The 13,496-nt window shown below is 62.1% G+C and carries 14 protein-coding genes; 10 read left to right on the forward strand and 4 right to left on the reverse strand.

Translation table 11 applies throughout. The features are described from left to right. Nucleotides 1-39 precede the first annotated feature (39 nt). Together gabP and ABE456_RS03305 are read right to left on the reverse strand one after the other, a co-directional pair. Entirely contained in the window at nt 40-1,437 is a 1,398-nt protein-coding gene (gene gabP / locus ABE456_RS03300; RefSeq protein WP_346642686.1) for a GABA permease, read from the reverse strand. Nucleotides 1,438-1,552: 115 nt separating this feature from the next. Then, nucleotides 1,553-2,059: a heme-degrading domain-containing protein gene (locus tag ABE456_RS03305; protein ID WP_346642687.1), complete on the reverse strand. Its 507-nt coding sequence runs from the start codon at nt 2,057-2,059 to the stop codon at nt 1,553-1,555. 338 nt (nt 2,060-2,397) lie between these two features. Here ABE456_RS03305 and ABE456_RS03310 point away from each other — a divergent pair, with 338 nt between their 5' ends. After that, nucleotides 2,398-3,234, forward strand: coding sequence for a transporter substrate-binding domain-containing protein (locus ABE456_RS03310; RefSeq protein WP_346642688.1), 837 nt, complete (start codon nt 2,398-2,400; stop codon nt 3,232-3,234). Nucleotides 3,235-3,311: 77 nt separating this feature from the next. Further along, nucleotides 3,312-4,082: an SDR family oxidoreductase gene (locus tag ABE456_RS03315; RefSeq protein ID WP_346642689.1), complete on the forward strand. Its 771-nt coding sequence runs from the start codon at nt 3,312-3,314 to the stop codon at nt 4,080-4,082. Between the two features lie 123 nt (nt 4,083-4,205). Here the strand turns inward: ABE456_RS03315 and ABE456_RS03320 are convergent, their stop codons facing one another. Continuing rightward, nucleotides 4,206-5,294, reverse strand: a complete 1,089-nt coding sequence (locus tag ABE456_RS03320; RefSeq protein ID WP_346642690.1) for an asparaginase — start codon at nt 5,292-5,294, stop codon at nt 4,206-4,208. 400 nt (nt 5,295-5,694) lie between these two features. Between ABE456_RS03320 and ABE456_RS03325 the strand changes: the two genes are divergently transcribed. The 7 genes from ABE456_RS03325 (at nt 5,695) to ABE456_RS03355 (ending at nt 12,732) form a co-directional block, all read left to right on the forward strand. Then, on the forward strand, nt 5,695-6,651 hold the full coding sequence (locus ABE456_RS03325) for a sugar ABC transporter substrate-binding protein (RefSeq protein WP_346642691.1): 957 nt from the start codon (nt 5,695-5,697) through the stop codon (nt 6,649-6,651). A gap of 21 nt (nt 6,652-6,672) precedes the next feature. Next, the gene (locus ABE456_RS03330; protein WP_346642692.1) at nt 6,673-8,226 is read left to right on the forward strand and encodes a sugar ABC transporter ATP-binding protein; all 1,554 of its coding nucleotides are present in this window, start codon (nt 6,673-6,675) and stop codon (nt 8,224-8,226) included. Beyond that, complete coding sequence (locus ABE456_RS03335) at nt 8,223-9,218, forward strand: ABC transporter permease (RefSeq protein WP_346642693.1); 996 nt, start codon at nt 8,223-8,225, stop codon at nt 9,216-9,218. The genes ABE456_RS03330 and ABE456_RS03335 overlap by 4 nt, the downstream gene beginning before the upstream one ends. A gap of 4 nt (nt 9,219-9,222) precedes the next feature. After that, the gene (locus ABE456_RS03340) at nt 9,223-10,245 is read left to right on the forward strand and encodes a LacI family DNA-binding transcriptional regulator (RefSeq protein WP_346642694.1); all 1,023 of its coding nucleotides are present in this window, start codon (nt 9,223-9,225) and stop codon (nt 10,243-10,245) included. A gap of 15 nt (nt 10,246-10,260) precedes the next feature. Then, a complete protein-coding gene (rbsK, locus tag ABE456_RS03345; RefSeq protein WP_346642695.1) occupies nt 10,261-11,169 on the forward strand; it encodes a ribokinase in 909 nt (302 codons plus the stop codon). Continuing rightward, on the forward strand, nt 11,166-11,564 hold the full coding sequence (gene rbsD / locus ABE456_RS03350; protein WP_346642696.1) for a D-ribose pyranase: 399 nt from the start codon (nt 11,166-11,168) through the stop codon (nt 11,562-11,564). Before rbsK ends, rbsD begins: the two co-directional genes overlap by 4 nt. 199 nt (nt 11,565-11,763) lie before the next feature. Continuing rightward, nucleotides 11,764-12,732 carry a nucleoside hydrolase gene (locus ABE456_RS03355; protein WP_346642697.1) on the forward strand — a complete coding sequence of 323 codons (969 nt, stop codon included), beginning with the start codon at nt 11,764-11,766 and terminating at the stop codon, nt 12,730-12,732. Here ABE456_RS03355 and ABE456_RS03360 read toward each other — a convergent pair. Continuing rightward, nucleotides 12,704-12,916: a hypothetical protein gene (locus ABE456_RS03360; protein WP_346642698.1), complete on the reverse strand. Its 213-nt coding sequence runs from the start codon at nt 12,914-12,916 to the stop codon at nt 12,704-12,706. The two genes, ABE456_RS03355 and ABE456_RS03360, sit on opposite strands and share 29 nt — an antisense overlap. 259 nt (nt 12,917-13,175) lie before the next feature. Here ABE456_RS03360 and ABE456_RS03365 point away from each other — a divergent pair, with 259 nt between their 5' ends. Then, nucleotides 13,176-13,496, forward strand: coding sequence for an I78 family peptidase inhibitor (locus ABE456_RS03365; RefSeq protein WP_346642699.1), 321 nt, complete (start codon nt 13,176-13,178; stop codon nt 13,494-13,496).

A 13,496-nucleotide genomic window follows, 5' to 3' on the forward strand; every position in this document is an offset into this window, starting at 1 on the left:
GGCCGCTCCAGATCATCGCGACCTCCTGTTTGTTGGCGGTCATTCAGGCAATGCTGCCCGTGCCTTTGGGTGTGGAGCCGCAGGGTGCGAAGCTTTACGCGAGTTCATCAGCCCCAGGCAGATGATCAAGATCGCCAGCAGTCCAGTTGCGGTAATTTCAGGGCGATAAGCAGGTATGAAGAACATGCTGATCAACGCGCCACTGATGAACAGGATCACCAGCCAGGTCAGCCACGGGAACAGCCACATGCGAAAGTCCAGGGGCTTGCCGGCAGCCAGCATCTTCTTGCGCAGGCACAACTGAGAAACGGCAATCACGAGATAGACCAGCAATGCCACTGCACCTGAAGTCGAAAGCAGGAACTTGAACACGTTCTCAGGTGCGAAATAGTTGATGAAAGTCGCCACCACGCCGAGGACAGTGGTGCAGGCCACGGCGGCAAATGGCACTTTGGCCTGGTTGACGCGCTTCAGGAAGTCTGGAGCATCGCCGCGCTGTGCCAACGAGTAGAGCATCCGCGAACCGGTATAGACCTGGGAATTCATGCAGCTGGCCACGGCCAGCAAAACCACGACGTCGATAATCAGCTTGGCATTGGGAATATGCATGATCTCCAGCGCCCGCTGGAAGGATCCCACTTCCGGCAGGCGAGGGTCGTTCCAAGGGACAATCGACAGGATCATCACGATGGACAGCAGGTAGAAAACGCAGATGCGCCACACCACTGAGTTGGTCGCACGAGTGATCTGCCGCGCTGGGTTCTTCGACTCGGCGGCAGCGATGGTGACCACTTCAGCGCCGATGAAGCTGAACATCGTGGTAAGCATCGCCCCGATGATCGCGCCCAAACCGTTAGGCGCGAAGCCGCCATGCAGCGACATCAGTTGCGCCATGCCGCTGACTTCGCGCTCAGGCAGCAGCCCCATGAGCGCAGCGCCGCACAGGGTGATGAAGCCGATGATGGCGATGATTTTCAACAGCCCGAACCAGAATTCGAACTCACCGTAACGGGCGACACTGAAGAAATTGGAACAGGTCAGGACCAGGATGAGTGCCGAGGCAATCACCCAGGTGTCCAGAGCCGGTATCCAGGCGTTTATGATGTTCGCCGCGGCGATCGCCTCCAGTGGAATTGCCAGTACCCAGAACCACCAGTAGAGCCAGCCGATGCTGAAGCCGGCCCAGGGGCCGATTGCCCGGTCAGCGTAGGTGGAAAACGAGCCCGTATCCGGCGAGGCCACCGCCATTTCACCCAGCATCCGCATCACCAGTACAACCAGTGCCCCAGTGAAGATGTAAGCCAGAAGTACAGCAGGGCCTGCCTTGGCAATTGCATGACCGGAGAATACGAACAGGCCGGCACCAATTACCCCGGCAATCGACAGCATGGTGACGTGGCGTTGCTTCAAGCCAGGTGCAAGTGAAGTGTTGGACATGGATAGACTCATTAATTGTTATTGGAGCGTTCTGATCCGTAAACGGACTAAGCCTGCGCGCCGTCGCAGCAAGTTGACGCAAAGGCCGAGGTGACAAAAAGGGAAATACCTGTGGCTAGCGCGGCTCCTCTGCAGGCAGCGCCAGCGCGCCCCGGTCCTTGCCGAGCATTTCGCACAGCGCATCGATGATGAGCTGATGGTCCTGGCGATCTGGAAGGCCTGAAACGGTAATGGAGCCGATCACCCCGGCACCTTGCACGATTATTGGAAAACCACCGCCAACACTCGCGTAGTCCGCTGGGGAGAGGTAGTAGCGTTGGCTGATGTGCAGGTTTTCCAAGGCCAGTTGATGCTTGATTCGGTAGGAGCTGCGGAGAAAGCGCTGGACAGTATTGTTCTTGCGTCTTACCCAGTCATGGTTATCAGGCGTGATGCCGGGGCGGGCTGCGAAGAAAAGAGGGCGGTCGAAACGCCTCACGTCGATTACCAGTGGCCAGGAATTCGCCGCAGCCCAGTTGTAGAGAAGCGCGCCGAGTTGCCACGCTACCTCTTCATCAAAACGCGGAAATTGAAGGATTTCTTCCTGGCGAATCAAAAGTGCTAGTTCGTCATTCAGATTCATGTCGATCTCCTTTTCGCTGGCCTTTTTGCGGCCTGAGCGTCACTGATCCTTACAGCTTGAGTGGAAACGTTTGGTGAGTTAAATACATTTTTTCTCACGCTAAGATTCGCTATTGCTTTCGCAATGTCGACCTCCCTCCCGCCGCCTTCAGCGCACATTGCTCTCCTGCCAGAACTGAACAAGCCACGTCGTCCTGACCCGTTGCTGAATGTCGCTAACGGTTGTTGACAGTGCGCATCATAATTTTTATGTTGAGTGCAGTCATGAACACAAAATAGCATGCAGATACACGCCGTACCTTCCTGCCAAAAAAACAACGATTTTCAGTGAGGTCCAAAATGTCTCTTCCAATCTCGTCTTCCCTCAAAGCGCTTGTACTGGGCGCAGGTCTTTGCGCTGCCTTGCTGGCCCAGTCGGCGGCCCAGGCAGCTGAAAGTTCGATATGGCAAGACGTGCAGAAGGCCGGCGTTCTGCGCTGCGGCGCTGCGGTGGCAGCCCCCTATGTGATGCGCGATGCCAAGACAGGGGATTACAGTGGCTACTTCGTGGACCTGTGCCGTGATTTCGGCGAGAAGGTGCTGAAGGTCAAAGTGGCTTTTGTCGATACCAACTGGGATAACCTGGTGGCCGGCCTGCAGAGCAACAAATGGGACTTGGCCATGGCCCTGAACCAGACGCCGGAGCGCGCCTTGGCGGTTTCCTTCACGGTACCTGCGACCGACTATCAGGTTTCGCTGCTGGTGAACAAGGACAACCCCAAGCTGGTTGATGCGAAGGACGATATCGCGGCCCTGGACAAGCCAGACACTACCTTCGCGGTGATGTCGGGGACTGCACAGGACAAAGCAATCACTTCCGTGGTGCGCAACGGCAAGATCATGCGCTTGCCAGGCATGGATGAAGCGCGTCTCGCGGTCATGTCCAAGCGTGCCGATGTATTGGTCGATGCCAGCGACACCAACCACCTGTTTGCCCTTGCCAACCCCGGCTGGGCTCGCGAAATCCTGCCTAAGCCGGCCTTGGCCAAGCAGGGTGTGTCCTTCGGTATTCGCCGTGACATTTCCCCAGCGGATCTACAAGTGCTGAACATCTACATTTCGCAGCGACGCGAGACGGGTGACATCCAGAAACTCGTCGACAAGGCATCGCTCGCAGCTAACGTAGGCCAGCAATAGCAGCCCGCATTTCACTTGCCGTGCGCTGCCATTGGCGCACGGCGTTTTCCATTCTCTACAACGGAAGGTGAGCAGATATGAGTGACTCCACGCGCCCCCTGGCTGGGCAGGTCGTGCTGGTAACTGGAGGGTCGGGTGGGATTGGTGCCGCGATCGTCGAGCAGTTGGTTGTCGAAGGGGCCAAGGTGCTGATCCACTACAGCCGCGATGCGCAGGGTGCCGCCCAGTTGCTGCAGCGCGTGGGTGGTAATGGCTGGATCGTCCAAGGTGACCTCAGCGAGGAAACCGGGCCGGAAAAGCTCTGGCATGCAGCCTTGGAGCTGGCCGGTGGGCGGATTCATGGCCTGATCAACAATGCCGGTATTCGCACCGAGATTCCGCTGGAGGCACCTGCGCCTCAGTGGCGTTCGGCGTGGCGACGTGAGTTCCAGGTGAACTTCTTCGCTGCCGCTGACCTGTGCCGTGATGCCGTCGCGCATTTTCGGGCACATGGAGGTGGGCGCATCATCAATATGGCCAGCCGAGCGGCTCAACGCGGCTATGCGGCCGACGCCCTGCCTTACGGCAGTAGCAAGGCCGCTCTGATCAACCTGACCAAGTCGTTGGCTCGCAGCGTGGCAGCTGATGGCGTGGTAGCGGTGGCGATTGCTCCGGGTTGGGTGCGCACCGACATGGCCGAACAGTTTGTGGCGCAACATGGTGAGGCTGCTGCGGTAGCTGATATCCCGGTTGGGCGCATGGCCAGCCCCGCGGAAATCGCCGAACTGGTGGCGTTCACCCTGCGGCCTTCGCAGGCATCGCTCAATGGCGCGACGCTGGACGTCAATGGCGGTAGCTACATCCGCTAGCGCTGACGCAGCTGGCAATCGAGTGCCCGGGGTGATGCGATATTGTCGGCCTTACGCAACATCAACCCTTTAGTGCTTCCGAACGGCCGGTGCCAAGGAAGCACCGGCCTGCTGCACCAATAATCAGTACTCCCAGAAGATCCGCTGCAGCTCCTTGCTGTCCTGGGTCTTGGTCATCGCTACCATCGCCAGGATCCGCGCCTTCTGCGGGTTCAGGTCATGGGCCACGACCCAGTCGTTCTTGTCATCCGGCTGTTCGGCGTTGCGCAGCACGAAACCACCCTGGTTGACGTGCGACGAGCGAATGATCTGCACACCGTTCTTGCGCAGTTCTTGCAGCGCCGGTACCACCCGCGACGACACCGAACCGTTGCCGGTACCGGCGTGGATCAGCGCCTTGGCGCCATTTTGCGCGAGTGCCTTGTAGGCTGTGTCGGTGACGTTGCCATAGCCATAGGCGATGTCCACCTGTGGCAAGCTGCTGATCTGCTTGATGTCGAACTCGGAATTGACCGTGTGGCGCTTGGCCGGCAAGCGGAACCAGTACGACTTGCCTTCCACCACCATGCCCATCGGGCCCCAGGCGCTCTTGAAGGCTTCGGTCTTGATGTTGACCGACTTGCTCACATCGCGGCCAGACTGGATCTCGTCGTTCATGGTCACCAGCACGCCTTTGCCACGCGACTGCTTGTCGCTGGCCACGGCCACGGCGTTGTACAGGTTGAGCATGCCGTCGGCCGACATGGCGGTGCCTGGGCGCATCGAACCGACCACCACGATCGGCTTGTCGGTCTTCTCTACCAGGTTGAGGAAGTAGGCGGTTTCTTCCAGGGTGTCGGTGCCGTGGGTGATGACGATACCGTCAACGTCCTTGCTCTCGGCCAACTCGGCGACGCGTTTGCCCAGCTTCAGCAGGTCGTCGTTGCTGATGCTTTCAGAGGCAATCTGCATCACCTGTTCGCCGCGCACGTTGGCCAGGTCGGCCAGTTCCGGCACGCCGGCGATCAGCTTGTCGACGCCCAGTTTGGCGGCCTGGTAGGTGGCGCTGTTGGCGGCGCTGGCGCCAGCGCCGGCAATGGTGCCGCCCGTGGCGAGGATGACCACATTGGCTAGCTTCTGCTGGGTTTCGGCTTCTTTGGCCGAGGCGCTGGTGGGCAGGATCAGCAGCAGGGCGAGTGCGCTGGGGGCGAAGGTTTTCAGTGCGGCATTCATCGTTATTGTTCTCTCTCTTCCTAGTGAGATGGTTATTGAGTCGCGCAGGCTTTAAGGCATCTTTCATACCAGCATGCGCGTACTGCTTCTGTGGGAGCGGCCTTGCGTCGCGATGGGCTGCGCAGCGGCCCCAAAATTCAGGCTCTAGCAGAGATTGCCGGGGCTGCTGCGCAGCCCATCGCGACGCAAGGCCGCGCCTACAAGGGGAGTATTCCATTCGTAATTCCGAACAAACGTAGGAAAAGGTGTTCGGCTTTTCGGAAAAATTCTGGATAATCGGTACCAGCAGAGAATTGGCCTTCGACCCAAGCGGATTTGACAAACCCCTGTCCTGTTTCCATAGTTAGGTACCGCAAACGTTTGCGATCCGATAAAAAAACAAGATTCGGAGTCATCGTCCATGAAACTGCCGTTCCCCGGTCGTCTGCTGGCCCTCGCTGTCGTTTCCTCCCTGTCCCTTGCCCTGCCGTTGTCTGCCGCCCACGCCGAAGACAAGCCCAAGGTTGCCCTGGTCATGAAGTCGCTGGCCAACGAGTTCTTCCGCACCATGGAAGACGGCGCCAAGGACTACCAAAAAGCCCACGCCAACGAGTTCGACCTGGTCGCCAACGGCATCAAGAACGAGACCGATACCGGCGAGCAGATCCGCATTGTCGAGCAGATGGTCAATGCCGGCGCCAAGGCCCTGGTGATTGCCCCGGCTGACTCCAAGGCACTGGTATCGGCGGTTAAAAAGGCCATGGACCAGGGCGTGGTGGTGATCAACATCGACAACCGCCTGGACCCGGAGCTGCTCAAGAGCAAAGGCATCAGCGTACCCTTCGTCGGCCCCGACAACCGCAAGGGCGCACGCCTGGTCGGCGACTACCTGGCCAACCAGAAGCTCAAGGCCGGCGACCAGGTCGGCATCATCGAAGGCGTGCCGACCACCACCAACGCCCAGCAGCGTACCGCTGGCTTCAAGGACGCCATGGGCGCTGCGCAGATGAAGATCGTCTCGGTGCAAAGCGGCAATTGGGAAATTGACAAAGGCAACGCCGTCGCCGCCTCCATGCTCAACGAGTACCCCGAGCTGAAGGCGCTGCTGGCCGGCAACGACAGCATGGCCCTGGGCGCCGTTTCGGCCGTGCGCGCCGCCGGCAAGACCGGCCAGGTACAAGTGGTGGGTTACGACAACATCAACGCCATCAAGCCGATGCTCGCCGATGGCCGCGTGCTTGCCACCCTCGACCAGGCGGCCAGCCAACAGGCGGTGTACGGCATCCAGGCCGCGCTGAAAATGGTCAAAGGCGAAAAGCCTGACGTGGATGCCGACAACGTCATCCAGACCCCGGTGCAACTCATCACCAAACCCTGATTGCTGGCAGGAGATACGGCCATGCCTGCATCGGCCAATGAAGTGGTGCTAGCCGCCAGCGGCTTGGGCAAGACCTACGCCCAGCCGGTGCTGGGCGAGGTCAGCCTGAACCTGCGGGCCGGCGAAGTGCTGGCCCTGACCGGCGAGAACGGCGCGGGCAAAAGCACCTTGTCCAAGCTGATCAGCGGCCTGGAAACCCCCACCACCGGGCACATGAGCTACCGCGGCCAGGCCTACGCGCCCGGCAGCCGCAGCGAGGCCGAGCGCCTCGGTGTGCGCATGGTGATGCAGGAGCTGAACCTGCTGCCGACGCTGACCGTGGCGGAAAACCTGTTCCTCGACAACCTGCCCAGCCGCTTCGGCTGGATCAGCCACAAGCGCTTGCGCCAGCTGGCAACCGCCGCCATGGCCCAGGTCGGCCTCGACGCCATCGACCCGGACACCCCGGTCGGCGAGCTGGGCATCGGCCATCAGCAGATGGTCGAAATCGCCCGCAACCTGATCGGCGACTGCCATGTGCTGATTTTCGACGAGCCCACCGCCATGCTCACCGCGCGTGAGGTGGAGTTGCTGTTCACCCAGATCGAGCGCCTGCGCCAGCGCGGTGTGGCCATTGTCTATATCTCGCACCGGCTGGAAGAGTTGCAGCGCGTGGCCCAGCGCATCGTCGTGCTGCGCGACGGCAAGCTGGTGTGCGACGAGCCGATCCAGCGCTACAGCAGCACGGAGCTGGTCAACCTGATGGTTGGCCGCGAGCTTGGCGAACATATCGACCTGGGCCGTCGGCAGATCGGCGGGCCACTGCTCAAGGTCGACAAGCTCAGCCGCGGTGACAAGGTGCGCGAGGTGTCGTTCGAGGTCAGGGCAGGGGAGATCTTTGGTATCTCCGGCCTGATCGGCGCCGGCCGAACCGAGCTGTTGCGCCTGATCTACGGTGCCGACCGCGCTGACAGCGGCAGCATCGCGCTTGGCCAGCCGCCGCAGCCAGTCACTATCGATTCGCCCAAGGCCGCAGTGCGGGCCGGTATCGCGCTGATTACCGAAGACCGCAAGGGCGAAGGCCTGCTACTGACCCAATCGATCAGCGCCAATATCGCCCTGGGCAACCTCGGCGCCGTGTCGCGGGCTGGTGTGCTCGATGGCGAAGCCGAAAGGGCCTTGGCCGAGCGGCAGATCCAGGCCATGCGCATCCGCAGTGCCGGCCCGCAGCAGGTGGTGGGTGAGTTGTCTGGCGGCAACCAGCAGAAAGTGGTGATTGGCCGCTGGCTGGAACGCGACTGCCAGGTGCTGCTGTTCGACGAGCCCACCCGTGGCATCGACGTTGGCGCCAAGTTCGACATCTATGGCCTGCTGGCCGAGCTGGCGCGCCAGGGCAAGGCCTTGGTGGTGGTGTCCAGCGACCTGCGCGAGCTGATGTTGATTTGCGACCGCATCGCCGTGCTGTCTGCCGGGCGCCTGATCGACACCTTCGAACGCGATCATTGGAGCCAGGACCAGCTGCTGGCCGCCGCCTTTGCCGGTTATCAGAAACGTGACGCACTGCTGCATGATGCAGCCCCCAGGATGGATGCATGAAAACCACCCCGTTCGACAGCCAAGGCGCCGCCCCGGTGCGCCGCAGTGGCAGCTATTTTGGCCTGGGTACTTACCTGGGCCTGGCCGGCGCCTTGCTGGCGATGATTGTGCTGTTCTCGTTCCTCAGCAGCCACTTCTGGTCTTACAACACCTTCAGCACCCTGGCCAACCAGATCCCCGACCTGATGGTGCTGGCGGTGGGCATGACCTTCGTGCTGATCATCGGCGGCATCGACCTGTCGGTGGGCTCGGTGCTGGCCCTGGCCGCCTCCACGGTGAGCGTGGCGATTCTCGGCTGGGGCTGGGGTGTGCTGCCTTCGGCGCTGCTGGGCATGGCCGTGGCAGCACTGGCCGGTAGTATTACCGGCGGGGTCACCGTGGCCTGGCGCATTCCGTCGTTCATCGTTTCGCTCGGCGTGCTGGAAATGGCCCGTGGCTTGGCCTACCAGTTCACCGACTCGCGCACCGCCTATATCGGCGATGCCTATGCCTGGTTCTCCAACCCGGTCGCCTTTGGTATCTCGCCAGCGTTCATCATCGCCTTGCTGGTGATCGTGCTGGCCCAGCTGGTGCTTACTCGCACGGTGTTTGGCCGCTACCTGATCGGCATCGGCACCAACGAAGAGGCCGTGCGCCTGGCCGGTATCGACCCGCGCCCGTACAAAGTGCTGGTGTTCGCCCTGATGGGCCTGCTCGCTGGCCTGGCCGCGCTGTTCCAGATTTCGCGGCTGGAGGCGGCCGACCCCAATGCCGGCTCCGGCCTGGAGCTGCAGGTGATCGCTGCCGTGGTGATCGGCGGCACCAGCCTGATGGGCGGGCGCGGCTCGGTCATCAGCACCTTCTTTGGCGTACTGATCATTTCCGTACTGGCCGCGGGGCTGGCGCAAATCGGTGCCAGCGAACCCACCAAACGCATCATCACCGGGGCGGTGATCGTCATCGCCGTGGTGCTCGACACTTACCGTAGCCGGCGTGCAGGCCGGCGGAACTGAAGACATGGCAACCATCAAAGACGTCGCCGCACTGGCGGGCATTTCCTACACCACCGTGTCCCATGTGCTGAATAAAACCCGGCCAGTCAGCGAGCAGGTGCGGCTGAAAGTCGAAGCCGCCATCCTTGAGCTGGACTATGTGCCCAGTGCAGTGGCGCGCTCGCTGAAGGCGCGCAGCACGGCCACCATCGGCCTACTGGTGCCCAACAGCGTCAACCCGTACTTCGCCGAGCTGGCGCGCGGCATTGAAGACGCCTGCGAGCGCAACGGCTACTGCGTGATCTTGTGCAACTCCGACGACAACCCGCAAAAGCAGCGCAGCTACCTGCGCGTGCTGCTGGAAAAGCGCATCGACGGCCTGGTGGTGGCCTCGGTGGGCCAGGACAGCGACCTGCTGCAAAGCCTGGCCAGCGTGCGCACGCCGATGGTGATTGTCGACCGCGAGCTGGAAGGCGTGGATGCCGACCTGGTGCGCATCGACCATGAGCAAGGCGCGTACCTGGCCACCCAGCACCTGCTGGAGCTTGGCCACCGCGACATCGCCTATATCGGCGGCCCCGCTGAAACCGGGGTTACCCAGCTGCGCCTGAGCGGCTTCCGCCGTGCCATGGCCGAGGTGGGTGCGCCGGTGCTGGGCAACCGTGTGCTGCACTGCGACTTCACCAGCCCGGGTGGCCATGCGGCGGCGGCGCAGGTGCTGGAGGGCAAGCGGCCCACGGCGATTTTTGCCGGCAACGACATGATTGGTTTCGGCGTGCTGCGCGCTGCGGCCGAACGCAACATCAACGTACCCGCCGAGCTGTCGGTGATCGGTTTCGACGACATCGAGCTCAGCCGCTACGTGTACCCGCCGCTGACCACGGTGGGCCAGTCGATCCGCGAGTTGGGCGAAAGCGCCGCTTCGCTGTTGCTGACGCGTATCGGTACGCCACGGCAAGGCGCGGCGGAGCAACGCATTGTTGCCCCGCGTATTGTCCTGCGTGAATCCACCGGGCCACGCCCGGACCTGTTCAACGATTACCGCTAACGCTAAGGAAACGTCATGAATGCCAAGGTCGTGGTGGTCGGTAGCCTCAACATGGACCTGGTGGCCCGCGCCCAGCGCTTGCCCCGGGCTGGCGAAACACTCCCCGGCGAAAGCTTTTTCACCGTGCCGGGCGGCAAGGGTGCCAACCAGGCCGTGGCGGTGGCCAGGCTGGGTGGCAGCGTGGCGATGATCGGCAATGTGGGCGACGATGATTACGGTCGGCAGCTGCACCGGGCCTTGTATGTCGAGGGTATCGACTGCCAAGGGGTTAGCACCTGCTCGGGGGTATCCAGCGGGATCGCCCTGATTACCGTGGATGCCGCCAGCCAGAATTGCATTGTCATCATTCCCGGTGGCAATGGCCTGCTGACGCCGCAGTCAGTTCAGCGCTTCGATGCGCTGTTGCAGGCGGCCGAGGTAATCATCTGCCAATTGGAAGTACCCGCGGAGACCGTAGCCTGGACTTTGGCCAGGGGGCATGAGCTGGGCAAGCAGGTGATCCTGAACCCGGCGCCCGCCATCGGCCCCTTGCCGGCGGGCTGGTTCGCGCACATCGACTACCTCACGCCCAACGAGAGCGAGGCTGAAGCCCTGACCGGGGTGACCGTAACCGATCAGGACAGCGCCCGCCGTGCTGGCGAGCGTTTGCTGCAGCTGGGGGCGGGTAAAGTGATCATCACCCTGGGTGCGCAAGGGGCCATGCTGGTTACCGCCCAAGGCCATCAGCATTATCCGGCGCCCGTTGTGCAGCCGCTGGACACTACAGCTGCCGGCGATACCTTCATTGGTGGTTTTGCTGCTGGCCTGGTGCGTGGGTTGGAGGAGGGCGAAGCCATCGCCTTTGGCCAGCGCGCTGCGGCACTGTCGGTTACCCGCGCGGGTGCGCAGCCGTCGATTCCCTACCTGGCGGAGCTTACGCCATGAAGAAAACCCAGCTACTGAACGTTGCCTTGTCGCGGACCATTGCCGGCATGGGGCATGGCGACATCCTGGTGATTGGCGATGCCGGGCTGCCGGTGCCGCCGGGGGTCGAGCTGATTGATCTGGCAATTACCCCTGGCCTGCCGGATTTCGCCAGTGTATTGCGGGTGGTGCTGAGCGAGCTGCAGGTGGAGCGGCATGTATTGGCTGAGGAAATGCAGAAGGTGGTGCCGCCGGCGCTGGTCGAGATCGAGCGCTTGAAGGGCAAGCTGGGCAAACGCGAATGGCTGAGCCATGAGGAATTCAAAGTGCTGTCACGCAGTGCGCGTGCGGTAGTGCGTACTGGTGAGTGCCAGCCTTACAGCAACATCGCCCTGATTTCTGGCGTGACCTTCTAACTCACTGTTCTGAAGGCGGTGGAGCCCCCTGTGGGAGCGGGTTCACCCGCGAACACCGGCGAAGCCGGTGCCATCCATCGCGTCGCCTTCTTCGCGGGTAAACCCGCTCCCACAGGACGGGGCGCGGCACTTCAGGATTTTTCACCCAGGCAACAGGAGTGCCGCCCATGCTCAACCCCTGCTACAAGGAGCCGCCTTCATGGCCACAGCCACCACCCTCCAGGCCGCCCCCATCGACCTGATCATCGACACCGACCCCGGCGCCGACGACGTGGTTGCGCTGTTCCTGGCCATGGCCTCGCCCGAGCAGTTGAACATCCGCGCCATCACCACCGTGGCCGGCAACGTGCGCCTGGAGAAAACCTCGCGCAATGCCCGCCTGGCCCGCGAATGGGCCGGCCGTGAAGACATCCCCGTGTACGCCGGTGCCGCTCGCCCGCTGGTGCGCAGGCCGATCTACGCCGCTGACGTGCATGGCGAAGAAGGCCTTACCGGCGTGCAGGTGCACGAACCAAAAGCCCCGCTGGCCCAGGGCAATGCCGTGCAATACCTGGTCGACACCCTCGGCGCTGCCAAACCGCATAGCATTACCGTGGCCATGCTCGGCCCGCAGACCAACCTGGCGCTGGCGCTGATCCAGCGCCCGGACATCGCCAAAGGCATCAAGCAAGTGGTAATCATGGGCGGCGCCCATTTCAACGGCGGTAACATCACCCCGGTGGCGGAATTCAACCTCTACGCCGACCCGCATGCCGCCGAAGTGGTGCTGGCCAGTGGCGTGCAACTGACCTACCTGCCGCTGGACGTCACCCACAAGCTGTTGACCAGCGATGCCCGCCTGAAACAGCTGGCAGCGGTGAACAACCAGGCCAGCAAGCGCGTGGTGGACATCCTCAACGTGTACATCAGGCACGACATGGACTTCTACGGCATGCCCGGCGGCCCGGTGCACGACGCCAGCGTCATCGCCTACCTGTTAAAGCCCGAGCTGTTCAGCGGCCGGCGCATCCACATGAGCATCGACAGCCGCGAAGGCCCGACCTTCGGTCAGACCATCGCCGACTGGTACGGCGTGCTCAAGCAGCCGGCCAATGTGCTGTGGGTGGAGCAGGGCGATGCCCAGGGGCTGTTCGACCTGCTCAGCGCCCGGTTGGCGCGATTGGAATAGCGGCGTGCGGCGCGTAGCGCTCCAGCACTTGCTCGATGAAACTGCGGGCTGCCTCGGGGCCGCGATCGCGCACCAGCAGGTCGATGCCAATCAACAGCAGCTCCTCCGGTGTGCCAGGGCTGTACGCGCTCTGGCCTTCGGCCCATTTGACCTTGATATCGGCATCGATGCTGTGGCTGCTCATGAAAGGCTCTCGCTTGGGGCCTGTGGCGGAGGGGCGAACACCTGACCCTGGTGTTCGAAGAAGGCACTGTGCCTTCACTTCCCAAAGTAAATCATGACTTTGCGGCGCAAACCAAGTGCCTCGTCGGTAGAACGGTAAAATTCGGTCACGATTGGCTTTCGCCCACAGCGCTCAGTTCAGGCAGACTTGCTCGGTTTTGCAACAAACTCTTGGCGGAACTGTCGGATCAGGCAGTTCCCAAACCGATTTAGGAGGATTCATGTTCCGTACCCGTGCTTTCCTGGCAACCTTGGCTGTGGCGGCTGTCCTGGCTGGTTGCAGCACTGGCGGTAACTCTGGTGGTGGTAAGGCGCCTGAGGCGTCGGCCGGCAACGACGGCCGCTGCGAAGCCAGCGGCGCCGACTTCGCCATTGGCAAGCCAGCCAGCGCCGAACTGCTGGAGCAGGCGCGCAAGGCCAGTGGCTCGCAGATGGCGCGCATTCTCAAGCCGCACGACGTGGTTACCTTGGAGTACCGCTCCGAGCGCCTGAACCTGAATGTGGATGAGCAAGGTGTGGTGAACCGCGTTAACTGCGGTTGA

Source organism: Pseudomonas sp. TWI929 (assembly GCF_039673335.1).
Lineage (GTDB): Bacteria > Pseudomonadota > Gammaproteobacteria > Pseudomonadales > Pseudomonadaceae > Aquipseudomonas.